The organism is Streptomyces sp. NPDC086519, from assembly GCF_040686075.1.
GTDB classification, from domain to species: domain Bacteria; phylum Actinomycetota; class Actinomycetes; order Streptomycetales; family Streptomycetaceae; genus Streptomyces; species Streptomyces shenzhenensis.
In genome coordinates this window covers 40,630-58,472 of record NZ_JBFBJL010000045.1, presented here as the reverse complement: position 1 = coordinate 58,472, position 17,843 = coordinate 40,630, and the positions used below count along the sequence as shown (strand labels likewise).

The 17,843-nt window shown below is 69.9% G+C and carries 17 protein-coding genes; 11 read left to right on the top strand and 6 right to left on the bottom strand.

Going from position 1 to position 17,843, the window contains the following annotated elements; all coding sequences use genetic code 11:
* Positions 1-8: 8 nt before the first annotated feature.
* Positions 9-569: a hypothetical protein gene (locus tag AB0P24_RS33310; protein ID WP_365800584.1), complete on the bottom strand. Its 561-nt coding sequence runs from the start codon at positions 567-569 to the stop codon at positions 9-11.
* A gap of 112 nt (positions 570-681) precedes the next feature.
* Here AB0P24_RS33310 and AB0P24_RS33305 point away from each other — a divergent pair, with 112 nt between their 5' ends.
* The 8 genes from AB0P24_RS33305 to AB0P24_RS33270 all read left to right on the top strand — a co-directional run bounded on the left by AB0P24_RS33305 (position 682) and on the right by AB0P24_RS33270 (position 8,769).
* A complete protein-coding gene (locus tag AB0P24_RS33305; RefSeq protein ID WP_365800582.1) occupies positions 682-924 on the top strand; it encodes a hypothetical protein in 243 nt (80 codons plus the stop codon).
* Positions 918-1,367, top strand: a complete 450-nt coding sequence (locus AB0P24_RS33300) for a hypothetical protein (protein WP_365800580.1) — start codon at positions 918-920, stop codon at positions 1,365-1,367. The genes AB0P24_RS33305 and AB0P24_RS33300 overlap by 7 nt, the downstream gene beginning before the upstream one ends.
* Positions 1,368-1,424: 57 nt before the next feature.
* Positions 1,425-2,273 carry a 5'-methylthioadenosine/S-adenosylhomocysteine nucleosidase gene (locus tag AB0P24_RS33295; protein ID WP_365800578.1) on the top strand — a complete coding sequence of 283 codons (849 nt, stop codon included), beginning with the start codon at positions 1,425-1,427 and terminating at the stop codon, positions 2,271-2,273.
* A gap of 169 nt (positions 2,274-2,442) precedes the next feature.
* Positions 2,443-4,353 (top strand): tetratricopeptide repeat protein, encoded by a 1,911-nt coding sequence (locus tag AB0P24_RS33290; protein ID WP_365800576.1) that lies wholly within the window; start codon positions 2,443-2,445, stop codon positions 4,351-4,353.
* A 490-nt stretch (positions 4,354-4,843) separates the two neighbouring features.
* On the top strand, positions 4,844-6,211 hold the full coding sequence (locus tag AB0P24_RS33285) for an extracellular solute-binding protein (protein ID WP_365800574.1): 1,368 nt from the start codon (positions 4,844-4,846) through the stop codon (positions 6,209-6,211).
* A gap of 8 nt (positions 6,212-6,219) precedes the next feature.
* The gene (locus AB0P24_RS33280; RefSeq protein WP_365800572.1) at positions 6,220-7,116 is read left to right on the top strand and encodes a sugar ABC transporter permease; all 897 of its coding nucleotides are present in this window, start codon (positions 6,220-6,222) and stop codon (positions 7,114-7,116) included.
* Between the two features lie 8 nt (positions 7,117-7,124).
* Positions 7,125-7,955 (top strand): carbohydrate ABC transporter permease, encoded by an 831-nt coding sequence (locus AB0P24_RS33275; protein WP_365800570.1) that lies wholly within the window; start codon positions 7,125-7,127, stop codon positions 7,953-7,955.
* A 100-nt stretch (positions 7,956-8,055) separates the two neighbouring features.
* Positions 8,056-8,769, top strand: a complete 714-nt coding sequence (locus tag AB0P24_RS33270; RefSeq protein WP_365800568.1) for an XRE family transcriptional regulator — start codon at positions 8,056-8,058, stop codon at positions 8,767-8,769.
* A 43-nt stretch (positions 8,770-8,812) separates the two neighbouring features.
* Here the strand turns inward: AB0P24_RS33270 and AB0P24_RS33265 are convergent, their stop codons facing one another.
* Positions 8,813-9,838: an ATP-dependent 6-phosphofructokinase gene (locus AB0P24_RS33265; RefSeq protein ID WP_181802717.1), complete on the bottom strand. Its 1,026-nt coding sequence runs from the start codon at positions 9,836-9,838 to the stop codon at positions 8,813-8,815.
* 227 nt (positions 9,839-10,065) lie between these two features.
* Here AB0P24_RS33265 and pta point away from each other — a divergent pair, with 227 nt between their 5' ends.
* The 3 genes from pta (at position 10,066) to pyk (ending at position 14,922) form a co-directional block, all read left to right on the top strand.
* Positions 10,066-12,180, top strand: coding sequence for a phosphate acetyltransferase (pta, locus tag AB0P24_RS33260; protein ID WP_365800566.1), 2,115 nt, complete (start codon positions 10,066-10,068; stop codon positions 12,178-12,180).
* Positions 12,177-13,418 carry an acetate kinase gene (locus AB0P24_RS33255; protein ID WP_365800564.1) on the top strand — a complete coding sequence of 414 codons (1,242 nt, stop codon included), beginning with the start codon at positions 12,177-12,179 and terminating at the stop codon, positions 13,416-13,418. The genes pta and AB0P24_RS33255 overlap by 4 nt, the downstream gene beginning before the upstream one ends.
* Before the next feature lie 73 nt (positions 13,419-13,491).
* Positions 13,492-14,922: a pyruvate kinase gene (pyk, locus tag AB0P24_RS33250; protein WP_365800561.1), complete on the top strand. Its 1,431-nt coding sequence runs from the start codon at positions 13,492-13,494 to the stop codon at positions 14,920-14,922.
* Between the two features lie 77 nt (positions 14,923-14,999).
* Here pyk and AB0P24_RS33245 read toward each other — a convergent pair whose 3' ends face one another.
* The 4 genes from AB0P24_RS33245 to AB0P24_RS33230 form a co-directional block, all read right to left on the bottom strand.
* The gene (locus tag AB0P24_RS33245) at positions 15,000-15,548 is read right to left on the bottom strand and encodes a hypothetical protein (RefSeq protein ID WP_365800559.1); all 549 of its coding nucleotides are present in this window, start codon (positions 15,546-15,548) and stop codon (positions 15,000-15,002) included.
* Positions 15,545-16,162, bottom strand: a complete 618-nt coding sequence (locus AB0P24_RS33240; RefSeq protein WP_365800557.1) for a hypothetical protein — start codon at positions 16,160-16,162, stop codon at positions 15,545-15,547. Before AB0P24_RS33240 ends, AB0P24_RS33245 begins: the two co-directional genes overlap by 4 nt.
* Positions 16,119-17,285: a hypothetical protein gene (locus tag AB0P24_RS33235; RefSeq protein ID WP_365800555.1), complete on the bottom strand. Its 1,167-nt coding sequence runs from the start codon at positions 17,283-17,285 to the stop codon at positions 16,119-16,121. Before AB0P24_RS33235 ends, AB0P24_RS33240 begins: the two co-directional genes overlap by 44 nt.
* Before the next feature lie 79 nt (positions 17,286-17,364).
* Positions 17,365-17,538: a hypothetical protein gene (locus AB0P24_RS33230; protein WP_365800553.1), complete on the bottom strand. Its 174-nt coding sequence runs from the start codon at positions 17,536-17,538 to the stop codon at positions 17,365-17,367.
* Positions 17,539-17,843 lie beyond the last annotated feature (305 nt).

The following is a 17,843-nucleotide window of genomic DNA, read 5'->3' as shown; positions in this document are numbered from 1 at the left end:
GTACCGCGTCAGGCCGGGCTCCGTGCCGGTCTCGCCGGCCTCATGTACAGCAGGACCTGCGCCCCGAGGCCCGCCACGGCAAGCGCCTCCAGGACCGACAGCCCGACCAGCAGCCCACCCCCGTTCCCACCCGCCCAGAACACCACCAGGGCCGCCAGCGGCACCGCGCAGAACGCCGTCAGGTCGATCACGGCCTGGATGGTCTTGCGGGTCCGCCGCCGGACGTCGGTCCGGTGGTACGCCTCCCAGCCGAAGGTTCTGAAATCCCCTTCTGCGGCGGCCAGTTGTGCCAGCCTCGGCCCCAACTCGTCCCGCACGTAGAGCCCGATCGCCGAGATCTTCTCGTCGTTGACCAGGTACGTCCACCCGAGCACCACACACACCGGCGGCAGCGCCAGCAGCATCGACGCCTGCTTGGCCTGCGCTGCCGCGGCGATGACCGCGGCCACCACGCCGAGCGTCACGTACAGCAGATTGTCCCGGAACCCGATCCGCGCCTTCTGCTCGTCCTTGATCGTCTGGTACTCGGCGAGCAGCAGTTGCCCGACAGTGACGCCTTGCTCCGGCATACGGCTCTCCCCCACCCGACGGGCCGACTCACGCCGGACGACCATATCGCCTCCTACCTGCCCGTTCTCCCCCTCGCTCGTTTTTTCCTACCACTGGTGTTGCGTTTTATGGGTGAGCAGTCATGCCGTTTCCCCCACGCCGGAGCGGGCCGGCAAACGGTCCGTGTCCCTCCCCCAGTCGTTGATAAAGGAGATCGAGGCCAGGACGGGCAGGACGGGTTTCTCAGCCGTCGTGTCCGAGGCGCTGGAACAGTGGCTGGCCATGGCCAAGCTGCGTGAGGTCATCGAGGCCGACGAGCAGGAGTTCGGCCCGGTCGGTGCCGACGCCCTGCGGCGTGCGGAGGGCGAGTGGTAAGCAAGCGTCTCAAGGCCCTCGGCAAAGGGGGCGGGACGCTGGTCCTGGACGCCCAGGGGCTCTCCCTCCAGGTTGACGGCGATGAGCGGATGCGCGCCCGAGTCAAGGCGGCAGAGCTGAACGGCCGCCTAGTCGCGTTGTCCGCCCTCACACCGCTCGAAGTCCGGCGCTCAGGACAGGCCGGCCGTCGCCTGGCGTTCCTGCTCTCCCACTTCGACGTCAAACCGGTCGACGAGGCCGTCCTGCGCACCGCGGCCCTCCTCCTGGACATGACTGGCCTGGACGGTCACGAATGTCTGGTCGACACGGTCGTGGTCGCCACCGCCGCTCTCTGCGTGCCACCGGTGCGTCTGGTGACGTCGGACGGCTCTCACATACCCAAGCTGTGCGCCGCCGCCCATGAAGTACCGCAGCAACCTGCGATCGGCCTCATCTCCGTCTGATCTGCAGCACAGGCCAACAGCCCGGTCCCGCAGGCAACTTGGCGCTACCGTAAACAAATGCCCGCGAAGCACCCGCGTCCCACCGCCGCAGCCGTCGTCCTCACCGCTCTGCCGGAGGAGTACGACGCCGTGCGGGCCCATCTCGTCGACGCCGAGGAGATCGTCCACCCCAAGAGCGGCACCAGGGTCGAACTCGGCCGGCTCGCGGACACCGCCTGGACCGTGGCGCTCGCCGAACTGGGCGTGGGTGCCCTGACCGCCGCCTCGCTCACCACACAGATCGTCGACTGGCTCGACCCCGAGGCCGTGCTCTTCGTAGGCGTCGCGGGCGGGCTCAAGGACGACATCGCGATCGGTGACGTCGTGGTCGCCACGAAGGTGTACGCCATCCACGGCGGCAAGCAGACACCGGAGGGCTTTCAGGCACGCCCCGAGGTCTGGCAGGGCTCGCACCGACTGGTGCAAGCGGCGCGCTCGGCACTGCGGGACATGCCGGACGTACGAGGACACCGCAAGCCGATCGCCGTCGGCGATGTCGTCCTGGCCGACGACAGATCGGCCTTCGCCGCCCACATCCGCCACCACTACAACGACGCCTGCGCGATCGAGATGGAGGGCTCCGGCGCCGCCCACGCCGCCCATCTCAACGGCCAACTGGACGCCCTGGTGATCCGCGGCATCAGCGACCTCGCCAACGCCGACAAGCACACGGCCGACGCCTCAGGCTCGCAGACACTCGCCGCCGAACGGGCCGCGTCGGTGGCGGTGGGGGTCCTGCGCAAGCACCAGCCCCGGGAGTCCTCCGACTCCGAGGAGGATCCCCAAGTACGGCACGGGGGCGACCACATCGACTTCAGGGGCGGCACCTTCTACGGTCCCGTCACCGGCAAGCAGACCGGACGCTAGCGGCAAGGGCACGGTCCACGGCCCGGTCCCCCATGCGACGGCCACCCTGCCGCCGCGCCCGCTGGGCTTCACCGGCCGGTCGGCGGAACTGGACCGCCTGCTCCCGCACCTCGCCCCGGACAGGGCCGACGGGGACGCCCTCCCGCTCCTCATCTTCGCCGTCACCGGCATGGGAGGCATCGGTAAGACCGCGCTGGCGGTGGAGACGGCACATCGGGCGCGTGCGCAGGGATGGTTCCCGGGCGGCACGCTCTTCGTCGATCTGCGCGGCTACGACGCCGACCCGGTCACCGCGGACCAGGCAGTCTTGGCTCTCCTCGACGCGCTCGGCGTCAGGGGGCAGGATCTGCCGCCGACCACGGATCGCCAGTACGACGCCTACCGCACGCTCCTCGCCGAACAGCAGGACCGGATGCTGCTGATCCTTGACAACGCCTCGGATCCGTCCCAGTACCTGCCGCTGCTGCCGGGCACGGACCACCACAGAGTGCTGATCACCTCCCGGGACCGCCCCGACGCCCTGCCGGTACGCCTCATCGACCTTGGGACACTTGATCCGGACGACTCCGCCGCCCTGGTCAGCCGCGCCCTCCACGACACCGACGAGCGCGACGACCGTCCCACCCTCGAACCGGACGCCCTACGCCAACTGGGCGACCTCTGCGGCCACTTGCCTTTGGCCCTCCAGATCGCTGCGGCGATGCTGCGCCGACGCCGGCACCGGAGCATCGCCTCGCTGGTCGCCGAGATCAAGGAGACCGGGGACCCGACCAACGTCCTCGACAACGGCAGTCGCGGTACGGATCAGTACGGTCGTTCCCTGGTCCTCCGCCCCGTGCTGGAAACCTCTTATCGTCGACTGCCCTCTGATCAGGCTCGGTTGCTACGGCTACTCGCCCTCGCACCGGGAACGGAGACCGGCACCGAGGCGGTGGGCGCACTGGCCGACCTCGATGAGGAGACCACGCTGGCCTTGCTGGAGGACTTGGCTGCCACATATCTCGTCACGCCGGTCCGGGAAGGTGAGGGGGCGGCCCCGGCGGTGCGGTGGCGGTTGCATGACTTGGTGCGGGCATATGGAGTCGGTGTGGTGGCGGGGGACATGGAATTGCGGGAGGAGGGGGAGGCGGCGCGGGCACGGGTGTTGGAGTTCTACTGCCGGTGGGCGGACGCAGCGGATGACCGGTTGCGCTGGCGGCCGGGGATGGCGAATCCCGAGCGGTTCGGTGATCGGGGGGAGGCGTTGGCTTGGTTCGACGGGGAGCGGGCGGGGCTGGTAGCGGCGGTCGGGTGGGCACGGGAGGAGCGGTTCTCGGATGCGGCGGTACGGCTGGCCGAGTGCTTGTCCGAGTATCTCGACTGGCGGCGTTACTTCGATGACTGGATCACCGTGGCCGGCGCGGCGAGGGAGGCCGCACACGGTGCCGGAGACCGCCGCAGCGAGGCCGGCACGTGGAACAACCTCGGCCTCGCCCTCCTGGAGTCGGGCCGCGCGGAGGAAGCGATCGAGGCCCACACCCGTGCCCGCAACCTGTGCCAAGACGCCGACGACCGCCGCAGCGAGGCCACTGCGTGGAACAACCTCGGCCTCGCCCTGCGACGTGCGGGCCGCGCGGAGGAAGCGATTGACGCCCACACCCGTGCCCGCGACCTGTACCAAGATGCCGACGACCGCCACAGCGAGGCCATCGCTTGGAACAACCTCGGCCTCGCCCTCCTGGAGTCGAACCGCGCGGAGGAAGCGATCGAGGCCCACACCCGTGCCCGCGACCTGTACCAAGACGCCGACGACCGCCACCGCGAAGCCACCGCTTGGAACAACCTCGGCCTCGCCCTCCTGGAGACGGGCCGCGCGGAGGAAGCGATCGAGGCCCACGCTGCGGCATTGGGCGCCTTTGAGGAATTCGAGGACTGGTACCGAGCTGGCACAGCCTTCCAAAACCTGGCCATCGCTCACGAGACCGCCCACCGCCCAGCAGACGCGCGCCTCTGCTGGCTCCAGGCCATCGACGCCTACACTCGCGCCAACGCCCCCGCCGACGCCGCCAAAGCCCGCATCTACGCCGCCCAGCTCGCCTAACCCCCTCACGACCCACCAGCCCCCCACCCCGGCAACACCGCCCACATCCGCGTCCCACCCCCGGGTTCCCGCCCCTCCCCGAACCGCCACTCCCCCTCTCACACGCCCGCAGCGCGGCCCGCCGCCGCACCTCGCAGGCCTCCGCGACCCGTGGGTGACGATGCCGAGGATGCCCGTCGTAGAGGATCAACGTAGGGCGTCCTCTCGGTACCGCAGCGACACGTACACGTCCTCCCCCGGAGTGAACCGGCAAGCGCAGGCGGCCAGTTCACTCACCACCTGCACGGCCGCATCCGTCAGCCCCTCCAGCCCGTGCACCTTCGGCACGACCCGGGTGGCCGCCCGCGCGACCCGACAACTGGCCGCCCCCGCAGGCAATGCAAACCCCCGCACACTCATTGACCTGACTAGACCACTCCACTTACCTTCACACGGCAAGAGAGACGAACCCCCAGGCCACGGTGCAGTGGCCGCCGAGGAGGTCGTGCCCGTGCGCCCCACCGCCGTCAGCATCCTTGCCCTCTCCCTCGTCACCGCCGCCGCTTCCCTCACCGCGTGCGGCAGCGGGTCCGGGAGCAGTCCCGACACCGTGAAGATCTCTTTCAAGCAGTCCACGGACAACTCCGTCAAGGTGATGGACACGTATCTCGCGGACATCAAGAAGCAGTTCGAGAAGGAGTACCCGGGGAAGAAGGTCGAGCTCGTTCCGATCAAGGCCCCGGACTCCGAGTACTACACGAAGCTGCAACAGATGCTCCGGTCGCCCCGGACCGCTCCCGACCTGGTCTACGAGGACACCTTCCTCATCAACTCGGACATCACCAGCGGGTATCTCAAGCCCCTCGACTCGTACCTCGCCAAGTGGCAGGACTGGGGGCAGTTCGTCGACACCGCCAAGGCGGCTGCCCAGGGTGAGGACGGGAAGACGTACGGCGTCCCGGACGGGACCGACACCCGTGGGCTCTGGTTCGACAAGCGGGTGTTCAAGAAGGCCGGGCTGCCCACCGACTGGCAGCCGAAGACCTGGGACGACGTGCTCGCCGCCGCCCGGACCATCAAGGAGAAGGTCCCCGGCGTCACGCCGCTGAACGTCTACACGGGCAAGCCCGTCGGCGAGGGTGCCACCATGCAGGGCTTCGAGATGCTGCTGTACGGCACCAACGACGGGACCACCGACCCGCTGTACGACAAGACGAGCAGGAAGTGGATCGCCGGGAGCCAGGGGTTCAAGGACGCGCTCTCGTTCGTCGAGACCGTGTACAAGGACAAGCTGGGGCCGGACGTCTCCGACGCCCTCGACCCCAACTTCGGCACCGCCGTCCGCGGTGAACTCCTCCCCCAGGGCAAGCTCGGCATCGACCTCGACGGGTCCTGGCTGCCACAGGACTGGCTGAAGGGCAGCGGGCACGAGTGGCCGGACTGGTCCAAGGACCTCGGCCTCGCCTACATGCCCACCCAGCACGGCCAGGCCCCCGGCAAGGTCAGCATGTCCGGTGGCTGGACCTGGGCCATCCCCAGCAAGGCGGCCAACCCCGACCTCGCCTTCGACTTCGTCAAGACCATGCAGACCAAGGCGAACGCCCAGAAGTGGTACATCGCCAACTCCGGGATCGCGGTGCGCAAGGACGTCGCGAGCGATCCGTCGTACACATCCGCCCAGCCGGGTATCAAGTTCTTCACAGACCTGGTCGCCAGCACCCACTACCGGCCCGCCTACCCGGCCTACCCGAAGGTCTCCACCGCCATCCAGGAGGCCATGGAGAGCGTGACGACCGGTGACGCGTCGGTCGACAAAGCGGCGAGTACCTACGATTCGACGCTCAAGGACGTCACCGACAACCAAGTGGTCACCCAGTGAGTCAGTCGGTGCGTCAGCCAAGGGGGCGGTCGGCCGGTCACCCTGTAATCGGCCGGCGACTGTTCCGCGCCCTCCCCCTCACCCCCGCCCTGGCCCTGCTCCTCCTCTTCCTCGGCGGGCCCATCGTCTACTGCGCCTGGATCGCCTTCACCGACCTCCAACTCACCGGCCAGGCGCACTCCTCCTTCGTCGGCTTCACGAACTTCCGCAGGGCGTTCCACGACGACGCCTTCCTGAACGCCGTCTGGCTGACCCTCGTCTTCACCGTGCTCTCCGCGCTCGTCGGGCAGAACACGCTGGGGCTGGCGCTCGCCACGCTGATGCGGCGGGCGTCGAAGCCGGTACGGACGCTCACCGGCGGGATCGTGATCACGGCGTGGGTGCTGCCGGAGGTCGTCGCCGGGTTTCTGCTGTACGCCTTCTTCCGGCGGGAAGGCACGCTCAACGCCATCCTCGGCTTCCTCCGTCTCCCGTCCCAGAACTGGCTGTTCACCCTCCCCATCCTGGCCGTGTCGTTCGCCAACGTGTGGCGCGGCACCGCCTTCTCGATGCTCGTCTACTCCGCCGCCCTCGACGAGATACCGACCGAGATCGAGGAGTCGGCGGAGGTCGACGGGGCCGGCGGCTGGCGCCGGATGTGGCACATCACGCTGCCGATGATCAGGCGCTCCATCGGGACGAACCTGATGCTCAACACCCTCCAGACGCTCTCCGTCTTCGGGTTGATCTGGGTGATGACCCGCGGCGGGCCCGGCGACCGGAGCCAGACCCTGCCCCTCTTCATGTACGAACAGGCCTTCCAGAACAGCATGATCGGGTACGGCACCGCCGTCGCACTGCTCCTGCTTCTGGTCGGCTCGCTCTTCTCCGTCGTCTACATGCGGCTGCTGCGCACGGAGGTGTGAGCCGGAAGATGCCTCGCAATCGCCGCCGCTCGCGCCGCCTCGCCGCCGACCTCGGCCTCCTCGTCGTGGCCGCCGCCTTCGTGCTCCCGCTCGCCTGGGTGCTGCTCTCCGCCGTCGACCCGCACGCCGGTCTGAGGGTGCGGATCCCGGACGGGTTCACCTTCGCCAACTTCGACGCGATCCTCACCCCCGACATCACCTACACCCCGCTCGTCAACAGCCTCGTCCTGTGCGGCGGCGCCACCGCGCTCACCGTCGGCTGCGCCGCTCTCGCCGCCTACCCGCTCTCCCGCTACCGCTCCCGGCTCAACCGGCCGTTCCTGCTCTCCATCCTCTTCGCGACGAGCCTGCCCATCACCGCGATCATGGTGCCGGTGTACGCCCTGTTCGTACGGATCAACCTCATCGACACCATGCAGGGCACGATCCTGTTCTTCGCCGCCTCCCAACTCCCGTTCGCCATCTGGCTGATGAAGAACTTCATGGACGGTGTGCCGAAGGAGCTGGAGGAGGCCGCGTGGACGGACGGCGCCAACTCCGCCCAGTCGCTGGTGCGGATCGTGCTGCCGTTGATGGGGCCCGGCCTCGCGGTCGTCACCGTCTTCGCCTTCGTGATGATGTGGGGGAATTTCTTCGTCCCGTTCATGCTGCTGCTCTCGCCGGACCAGATGCCCGCCTCCGTCAGCATCAACGACTTCTTCGGCAACCGCGGCGCCGTCGCGTACGGCCAGCTCGCCGCCTTCTCCGTCATCTACTCGACGCCGGTGATCCTGCTGTACGTGCTGGTCGCGCGCCGGCTGGGAGGGGGGTTCGCGCTGGGCGGCGCCGTCAAGGGATGAACAGCTCGGCCGTACGGTCGAATCCATACGTTCGCACCATCCGTGTTCCTGGCCGAACGGTCCGTAGTCAGTGCCCGCGGGCACCCCTACGGTGTCGGCTGTGCGCCGACCCCCAGCTCTGCCGAACCAGCCAGGTCCCCCCTTCAACGCCCCCGCCGCCCGCAGACTCCGTGCCGCTCTCGGCATGGCGCCCGAGCACGTGGCCCGCGACCTGCGGGCCTCGTACGGGCTGCCGTACGTCACACCGGATCTGGTGCGCGCCTGGGAGCAGGGGGCCATGTCCCCCACCAGTCCCGAACTCACCGCGCTCGCGGGCGCGTTGTGGTGCACCCCGGGCGACCTGATCGGCCGCCCGCGCACCCTGCGCGAACACCGGATCGCCCGGGGGCTGGCCCCGGAGGACGTGGCGCCGGCGGTCGGCCTCGACCTCCTCGCGTACCTCGCGATGGAGGAGGACGAGGAGTGGCAGGGCACGGAGCGGCAGTCCGCCGTCCTGGCCGACCTGCTGCGGCTGTCCCTGCCGGACTTCATCACCGTGACGGGAAAGGAGGAGAAGCTCGCCGAACTGCTGCGAAGCGCGGTCACCACCCGCTGGCAGGCCCACGTCCGGCACATGAGCAAACTCGTCCCGCTGGACAAGCGCCTGATCGAGGACACGCTGCGCGACCTGCACGAGGAGTACCAGAGGCAGATGACGGCAACGCTGTCATGGGGCGGCGCCACCGCCGCAGAGCACGCGCAGCAGATGGGCGAGGACTTCCTGGCCCGCATAGTGGCGCGCTTCTGGGACGAAGTGGAGCAGGGGACTGCCTGAACACAGCCCCCGCGCACCCGCGGTCCGCGGCGGACGCCAAGCCCTAGAAAACCGACTCGGCCTCGTCCATGCGGTCCTTCGGCACCGTCTTCAACTCGGTCACCGCCTCCGCCAGCGGCACCATCACGATGTCGGTCCCCCGCAGCGCCGTCATCCGCCCGAACTCCCCCTGGTGGGCGGCCTCCACCGCATGCCACCCGAACCGCGTCGCGAGGACGCGGTCGTAGGCCGTCGGCGTGCCGCCCCGCTGGACGTGCCCGAGGATGACCGGCTTGGCCTCCTTGCCGAGCCGCCGTTCCAGCTCGTACGCCAGTGCCGTACCGATGCCCTGGAAGCGCTCGTGGCCGTACTGGTCGATCTCGCCCTTGCCGTAGTCCATGGTGCCCTCGGCGGGATGGGCGCCCTCCGCCACGCACACCACGGCGAACTTCTTGCCGCGGGCGAAGCGTTCCTCGACCATCCTGACCAGGTCGGCCGGGTCGAAGGGCCGCTCGGGCAGGCAGATGCCGTGGGCGCCGGCGGCCATCCCGGACTCCAGGGCGATCCAGCCGGCGTGCCGGCCCATGACCTCGACGACCATCACCCGCTGGTGGGACTCGGCGGTGGTCTTCAGGCGGTCCATCGCCTCCGTGGCGACGCCGACCGCCGTGTCGAAGCCGAAGGTGCGGTCCGTGGACGAGATGTCGTTGTCGATGGTCTTCGGGACGCCGACGACCGGCAGGCCCGCGTCGGACAGCATGCGCGCCGCGGTCAGCGTGCCCTCGCCGCCGATGGGGATCAGCGCGTCGATGCCGAACTCCTCGACCATGTCGGTGGCGCGCTCGCACGCCTCGCGCAGCCGGTCCCGCTCCAGCCGCGACGAGCCGAGGATCGTGCCGCCGCGGGCCAGGATGCCGCCCACGGCGTCCAGGTCGAGGGGGCGGTAGTGGCCGTCGAGCAGACCCCGGAAACCGTCCTCGAAACCGATGACCTCGTCGTCGTACTGTGCGACAGCCCGGTGTACCACCGATCGGATGACGGCGTTCAGGCCGGGGCAGTCGCCGCCTGCGGTGAGAACTCCGATGCGCATGGTGGTGTGTCTCCTGCTCGCTGTCGTTGCCGGTGAGCCGATCCGATTGTTTCATGCCGTACTGGGCACCGCGGATTCCGTGACATTGGTCTCCCCTGGCAGGGACCGCGACTGATGGGCGCCTTATCCATGCCCAAGGGTATTGTCAAGGGGGTTCCGCTCACCCCGGTGGGCGATTTTTATGGCATGGCTTTTATGGCATGGCGAGGACGGAACGGAGTGCACACGTGACGCGCAGCGTGTACGTGACCGGGATCGACCGCGGCGACGGCCGCCAGGTCGTCGAGCTGGGCGTGATGGAGCTGCTGACCCGGCAGGTCGACCGGGTCGGGGTCTTCCGGCCCCTCGTCCACGACGATCCGGACCGTCTGTTCGAGCTGCTGCGGGCACGGTACCGCCTCTCCCAGGACCCGGCGACCGTCCACGGCATGGACTACCACGAGGCCTCCGCGCTCCAGGCCGAGCGCGGCGCCGACGAACTGGTCTCCACCCTCGTCGACCGCTTCCACCTGGTCGCCCGCGACTACGACGTGGTCCTCGTCCTCGGCACCGACTTCGCCGACAGCCAGTTCGCGGACGAGCTGTCCCTGAACGCCCGGCTCGCCAACGAGTTCGGCGCCTCCGTGATCCCGGTGGTCGGCGGCCGGGACCAGAGCGCGGAGTCGGTGCTCGCGGAGACGTGGAACGCCTTCAGGGCGTACGACGGCCTCGGCTGCGACGTGCTGGCGATGGTCGCCAACCGGGTCGCCCGCGAGGACCGGGACGCGATCGCCGAGCGGCTCGGCGGCCGGCTGCCGGTGCCGGTGTACGTGCTGCCGGACGAGCCCGCGCTGTCCGCGCCGACGGTCGCCCAGATCACCCACGCGCTCGGCGCGAAGGTGCTGCTCGGCGACGACTCGGGGCTCGCCCGGGACGCGCTGGACTTCGTGTTCGGCGGGGCGATGCTGCCGACCTTCCTGCCCGCCCTGACCCCGGGCTGCCTGGTGGTGACCCCCGGCGACCGCGCCGACCTGGTCGTGGGCTCGCTGGCCGCGCACAGCGCCGGCACCCCGCCGATAGCCGGCGTGCTGCTCACCCTGAACGAGTGGCCCAGCGACGAGATCCTCACCCTGGCCGCCCGCCTCGCCCCGGGCACCCCGGTCATCTCGGTGCCCGGCAACAGCTTCCCGACCGCCGCCCAGCTGTTCTCCCTGGAGGGCAAGCTGAACGCGGCCACCCCGCGCAAGGCGGAGACCGCGCTCGGCCTGTTCGAGCGGTACGTCGACACCGTGGGCCTCAACAAGCGGATCTCGGCGCCGAGCACCGGCCGGCTCACCCCGATGATGTTCGAGCACAAGCTCCTGGAGCAGGCGCGTTCCGACCGGCGCCGGGTGGTGCTGCCGGAGGGGACCGAGGCGCGGGTGCTGCGTGCGGCGGAGGTGCTGCTGCGCCGGGGGGTGTGTGACATCACACTGCTCGGTCCCGTCGACCAGATCCGCAAGAAGGCCGCCGACCTCGGCGTCGACCTCGGTGACGCCCAGCTGATCGACCCGGCCACCTCCGAGCTGCGCGAGAGCTTCGCCGAGCAGTACGCCCTGCTCCGCGCCCACCGGGGCGTGACGGTGGAGCTGGCCTACGACGTGGTCTCCGACGTCAACTACTTCGGCACCCTGATGGTGCAGGAGGGGCTCGCGGACGGCATGGTCTCCGGGTCCGTGCACTCCACGGCGGCGACCATCCGCCCGGCCTTCGAGATCATCAAGACCACGCCGGGGTCCTCGATCGTCTCGTCCGTCTTCTTCATGTGCCTCGCCGACAAGGTGCTGGTCTACGGCGACTGCGCGGTCAACCCGGACCCGAACGCCGAGCAGCTCGCCGACATCGCGGTCCAGTCGGCCGTCACCGCCGCCCGGTTCGGTGTGGAGCCGCGGATCGCGATGCTGTCGTACTCCACGGGCACGTCGGGTTCGGGGGCGGACGTGGACAAGGTGCGGGAGGCGACCGAGCTGGCCCGCTCCCGGCGGCCCGACCTGAAGATCGAGGGGCCGATCCAGTACGACGCGGCCGTCGAGCCGTCCGTGGCCGCCACCAAGCTGCCCGGCTCCGAGGTCGCCGGGCAGGCCAGCGTGCTGATCTTCCCGGACCTGAACACCGGCAACAACACCTACAAGGCCGTGCAGCGGTCGGCCGGCGCGATCGCGGTCGGGCCGGTGCTCCAGGGGCTGCGCAAGCCCGTCAACGACCTGTCCCGGGGCGCCCTCGTCCAGGACATCGTCAACACCGTCGCCATCACGGCGATCCAGGCCCAGAACTCGGCCGGGTCACCGGCCGCCTCCCCGAGCGAGAAGGCAACCGCCCAGTGAGCCCCAGTGCGACCCGTGTCCTCGTCCTCAACTCCGGCTCCTCGTCGGTGAAGTACCAGCTGCTGGACATGCGGGACAGCAGCCGGCTGGCGGTCGGGCTCGTCGAACGGATCGGCGAGCAGACCTCCCGGCTCACGCACACCTGCCTCGGCAGCGGTGACACCCGCGAGCAGGTGGGGCCGATCGCCGACCACGAGGCCGCGCTGAAGGCCGTGGCGGAGGAACTGACGAAGGACGGGCTGGGGCTGGACTCGCCGGAGCTGGCCGCGATCGGGCACCGGGTGGTGCACGGCGGGATGTTCTTCACCGAGCCGACGGTGATCGACGACGCGGTGCTCACCGAGATCGAGCGGCTGATCCCGGTCGCCCCGCTGCACAACCCGGCCAACCTGACCGGCATCCGCACGGCGCAGGCGCTGCGCCCGGACCTGCCGCAGGTCGCCGTCTTCGACACGGCGTTCCACACGACGATGCCGGAGTCGGCGGCGCGTTACGCGATCAACCCGAAGATCGCCGACCGGTACCGGATCCGCCGCTACGGCTTCCACGGCACCTCGCACGCGTACGTGTCCCGGGCGACCGCGCGGCTGCTGGGAAAGGCGCCTGAAGACGTGAACGTCATCGTGCTGCATCTCGGCAACGGCGCGTCCGCGTCGGCCGTCGAGGGCGGCCGGTGCGTGGACACCTCGATGGGGCTGACGCCTTTGGAGGGGCTGGTGATGGGAACCCGTTCCGGCGATCTGGACCCGGCCGTCATTTTCCATTTGGCGCGAGTTGGCGGATTGTCCATGGACGAGATCGACACTCTTCTCAACAAGAGGAGTGGTCTGTTCGGTCTGTGCGGTGACAACGACATGCGGGAGATCCGGCGCCGGATCGACGAGGGCGACGAAGAGGCACAGCTCGCCTTCGACATCTACATCCACCGCCTGAAGAAGTACATCGGCGCGTACTGCGCCGTCCTCGGCCGGGTCGACGCGGTGGCCTTCACGGCGGGGGTCGGCGAGAACGCGGCTTCGGTGCGCGAGGCGGCCGTGGCGGGCCTGGAGGGGCTGGGCCTCGCGGTCGACCCGGAGCTGAACGCCGTACGGACGGACGAACCGCGGCTGATATCGCCCGCCGCCGCGCGCGTCGCCGTCGCGGTGGTGCCGACGGACGAGGAACTGGAGATCGCGACCCAGACCTACGCGCTCGTCGGCACCGGATCCGGATCGGCACCGGTCGGAAATAACAGCTGAGCACATTGGCGCCCATTTGTATCTTCCACCAGACGGAATATTCCGTAGCGAAACAAACCGATAGGATCGCCCCATGCGCCGTTCGAAAATCGTCTGTACTCTCGGCCCCGCGGTCGACACCCACGAGATGCTCGTCGCCATGATCGAGGCGGGTATGAACGTGGCCCGGTTCAATTTCAGCCACGGCTCGCACGCCGAGCACCAGGGGCGGTACGACCGCGTCCGGGCCGCCGCCAAGGAGACCGGCCGTGCCATCGGCGTCCTCGCCGACCTGCAGGGCCCGAAGATCCGTCTGGAGACCTTCGCCGAGGGACCGGTGGAGCTGGAGCGCGGTGACGAGTTCGTCATCACGACCGAGGACGTCCCGGGCGACCGGACCATCTGCGGTACCACCTACAAGGGCCTGCCGGGCGACGTCTCGCGCGGCGACCAGATCCTCATCAACGACGGCAACGTCGAGCTGAAGGTCGTGGACGTCGAGGGCCCGCGGGTGCGGACGATCGTCATCGAGGGCGGTGTCGTCTCCGACCACAAGGGCATCAACCTGCCGGGGGCCGCCGTCAACGTGCCCGCGCTGAGCGACAAGGACATCGACGACCTCCGGTTCGCGCTGCGCATGGGCTGCGACCTGGTCGCGCTGTCCTTCGTCCGGGACGCCAAGGACGTCAACGACGTCCACCGGATCATGGACCAGGAGGGCCGCCGGGTCCCCGTCATCGCCAAGGTGGAGAAGCCGCAGGCGGTCCAGAACATGGAGGACGTCGTGATGGCGTTCGACGGTGTGATGGTGGCCCGTGGCGACCTCGCCGTCGAGTACCCGCTGGAGCGGGTCCCCATGGTGCAGAAGCGACTGATCGAGCTGTGCCGGCGCAACGCCAAGCCGGTGATCGTGGCGACCCAGATGATGGAGTCGATGATCACCAACTCCCGCCCGACCCGCGCCGAGGCCTCCGACGTGGCCAACGCGATCCTGGACGGCGCCGACGCGGTCATGCTGTCCGCCGAGTCCAGCGTGGGCGCGTACCCGGTGGAGACCGTCAAGACGATGTCGAAGATCGTCTCGGCGGCCGAGCAGGAGCTGCTCAGCAAGGGCCTGCAGCCGCTCGTCCCCGGCAAGAAGCCGCGCACGCAGGGCGGTTCGGTGGCCCGTGCGGCCTGCGAGATCGCCGACTTCCTCGGCGGCCGGGGCCTGGTGGCCTTCACCCAGTCCGGTGACACGGCCCGTCGCCTCTCCCGCTACCGCGCGCAGCCGCCGATCATCGCCTTCACCACCGACGAGAACACCCGCAACCAGCTCACCCTCAGCTGGGGCGTGGAGTCGCACGTGGTGCCGTTCGTGGGCACCACGGACGAGATGGTCGACATGGTCGACCAGGAGATCGCGAAGATCAGCCGCTTCAACCCGGGCGACACCGTCATCATCACGGCCGGCTCGCCCCCCGGTGTCGCCGGCACCACCAACATGCTCCGCGTCCACCACATCGGCGACTCCGGCAGCAAGTGACACCCGCATGACGGGCCTTGCAGAGCGCTGAGGGCGCCTCCTGTGGCAGGAGGCGCCCTCAGTTGTTCTTCGCCGGGCTACGGCAGGCTGTCGGCGATCCGGTCCCACGCCTCGAACTCGCCTCTGCGCGGGTGATCCGCGAGCAGCGGCGCCACGGCGCGAGCAGGGCTGAGCAGCCGGCGGACCATGCGCAAGGAGAGCACCTGGGCACGGTCCAGTTCACGCCATCGCGGGGCGAGCGCGACGGCCTTGTCCGGGTCCATCGGCATGGCGTCGAGGGTCCGGTCGAGCACCGGGCCCGGAACCAGCAGCGGAACGTCCGGCGCCGCGCCCACCTCCCTCAGCAGGTTGGCCCTGAGCCAGAGGTCGCGCAGCAGCCATTCATTGTGCCGCGGGCCGGTCGCCCGCTCCGCGGCCGCCAGCAGGGCCGACCACGCCTCGGCGACCGCCCGCCACTGCTCACCGGTCAGCCGGGCCGGGTCCCGCTGGATGCGCGCGGCGAACATCTGCGCGGCACCGATCCACTCGCTCACCGCCCCGGCGGTCCGCGTCACTTCCGGTGCCGTCCAGCGACGTACGTGCGCGTCGAGGTCCAGCCTGTCGAGGCCGTCGAAGAGACCACTCATCCGAAGTGCACCCCAGCCGCCTCGAACATCTCCTTACCCAGCTGCTCCGCTCCGCCTCCGGGGGCCCAGAACGGATACTTGAAGAAGTGACCGCTGTGGCTGTCGATGCGCAGACCGAAGTACTGGCCGTTCCCCCCGGCGATCTCGGCCTCGCCCGCGGCCCTGACCGGCGCACCACCGGCCTTGGCGGCCGCCTTCTGCGCGGTCTCCGCCTCCGCCTTGGCGGTGATCGCGTTCCACTTGGCGGCGCCGGCGGCGGCAATGGCGTCTGCCGCGGCCGAGTGCGCCTTCTTCACCGCTGCCTCGGTCACCTTGGCGTCGGCCTTGGCGCCGTCCGCGGCGGCCTGGGCGCGCTTGGCCGCGCCCTCGGCCCTGGTGGCCGCTTCGCGTGCGTCGGCGGCCGCCTCGGTGGCATCGGCGGCAGCCCGGCGCGCCTCGGTCGCGGCGCTGGTCGCGTCGTCGGCCGCCTTGCGGGCCTTGGTGGCCGCCTCGCGAGCCTCGATGGAGTCCTCGGTGCTGTCCACGGCGGCCAGCAGGGCCTCCGCGGCCTCAGCCTTCGCCACCAGGCAGTCACGGCGTTGTTCGGCCCGGTGCGCGTCGGCGCGCGCGTCCACGGCCCGGCCTTCGGCGGCCAGCGCCGCGTCCTTCTTGCCGGCGGCCGTCCTGCCCGCGGCCTGCGCGTCGGAGAGTCTGTCGGCCGCGACCGTACGCTGCGACTGGGCCCGTGCGTCGGCGTCCTTCGCCTGCGAGACCGCGGAGAGGTCGGCGTTGGCCTGGACCTCGGCGCGGAGGATGGCGTCCCGCTGGGTCTTCTGCCCGTCGGTCTCGGCGAGCCACTCGGTGTGCGGTGGCGATCTCCTCGCCGAGCACCTGGTGCGGGTCCGGCGGGCTGCTGTACGCGCAGGACGCGAACCGTGCCTTGAGGTTCTCCACGTCGATCCGGAACTCCATCGAGTCCGCGGCGGGTGCGACGGTGGGGAAGCCCCCGTACTGGAGGAAGAGGCGGGCGTCGTCGGCGTACATGCCATGCATGAACTGCATGGACGCCCACGCCTGGCGGTCCTCGTAGTCCTCGTTGCTGGTCGGGGAGTAGCGGGCGTTGTAGACGGCCGCGGCCGCGTCCACGGACTCCTTGCCGGCCAGGGGGTGCGGGTTGGCGTAGAAGTCGTCCTCCTGCTTCCAGAACTGGGCGGCGCACCAGCCCGACAGGCCGACGGCGTTGTACGGGTTGTCCTTGTCCGCCACCCACTGGAAGCCGGTGTAGGTGTAGGGCGGGGGCGGTGTGACGACGGCCAGGGACTGCTGCCACACGCTCCTGCGACCGCTCAGTTCGTCGAGCTTGGCGTCGGCGGCGGCCTTGTCCGTGTCGAACGCCGTGCTGAGGGCTGTGGTGTTCCAGTACTCGGGGTCGGCGGCCGTGTGCAGTTGCTCCTCGGTGCCGAGGAGACCGGCTCGCGCGACCTCCTTCATGGCCGGGCCGCCCTTGCGCAGGACCCCGTCGAGGAGGCACTGCTCCTGCCGGACGCGTTCGGCGGCCTTGGGGTCGAAGGTGGTGGGCAGGGTGTCGGCGGCCGCCTGGGTCCGCGTCGGCTGGGCGGGGGCGGGGAGTTGGGCGCCCGTCACCGCGAGCGCGGTCGCGGTGGCCAGGGCGGCGGGAGCCAGGAACCGGGACCAGCCGCCCCGGATCCGGAGGAGTGTCCGGCGTCTGCGTGCGGAAGGACGTGCGTGCGTACGCATCAGAAGGTGTCAACCGTTCTGTCGGCAGAGAATCGGCAGAGAAGACGGTGCAGGCGAAGAGGGGAGAGGGGGTGCCCGCTCAGAAGAGGAGGTTGTAGTGGGTCCAGCCACTGGCTCCGAGTTGCACCCGGGCGCTGAAGGGGGCGCTCGCGGATCCGGTTCCCTTGTAGAGCCACAGGGCGCCCGCGGAGTCCACGGCGAGCAGGTCCGCCTTGCTGACGCTCATGCCGTTCCAGCCGGTGGAGTTCTTCATCCGGACCCGGGGCTGGAGCGTGCCGTCGGCCTTGCCCTGGTAGAGCCAGAGCTGGCCGGAGGTGTCACGGGTGAGAGTTCAACATACGTGTGAGGTCCCCCTCGTGGGCGTCGACGGGGGAAGTCGCGGACACGCACGCCGAAGGCGCCACGAACCGGTCGTGGCCGCCTGGCACCTCCCCCTGGCCGCGGCTGGTCATGTACTCGGCAGGTACGCCGTATGAGGAAGGCGTGAAATCCGTAAACGCTTTATCAAGGCCCGGAAAGGCGCTGCCCGAAAGGAGTTCGGACAGCACTGTGGCCCGG

Coding starts and splice junctions, on each gene's coding strand:
- AB0P24_RS33310 (WP_365800584.1), bottom strand. CDS start 569: ATGCCGGAGCAAGGCGTCACTGTCGGGCAACTGCTGCTCGCCGAGTAC.
- AB0P24_RS33295 (WP_365800578.1), top strand. CDS start 1,425: ATGCCCGCGAAGCACCCGCGTCCCACCGCCGCAGCCGTCGTCCTCACC.
- AB0P24_RS33290 (WP_365800576.1), top strand. CDS start 2,443: ATGGGAGGCATCGGTAAGACCGCGCTGGCGGTGGAGACGGCACATCGG.
- AB0P24_RS33275 (WP_365800570.1), top strand. CDS start 7,125: ATGCCTCGCAATCGCCGCCGCTCGCGCCGCCTCGCCGCCGACCTCGGC.
- AB0P24_RS33265 (WP_181802717.1), bottom strand. CDS start 9,838: ATGCGCATCGGAGTTCTCACCGCAGGCGGCGACTGCCCCGGCCTGAAC.
- pyk (WP_365800561.1), top strand. CDS start 13,492: ATGCGCCGTTCGAAAATCGTCTGTACTCTCGGCCCCGCGGTCGACACC.
- AB0P24_RS33245 (WP_365800559.1), bottom strand. CDS start 15,548: ATGAGTGGTCTCTTCGACGGCCTCGACAGGCTGGACCTCGACGCGCAC.
- AB0P24_RS33235 (WP_365800555.1), bottom strand. CDS start 17,285: ATGCGTACGCACGCACGTCCTTCCGCACGCAGACGCCGGACACTCCTC.
- AB0P24_RS33230 (WP_365800553.1), bottom strand. CDS start 17,538: ATGAAGAACTCCACCGGCTGGAACGGCATGAGCGTCAGCAAGGCGGAC.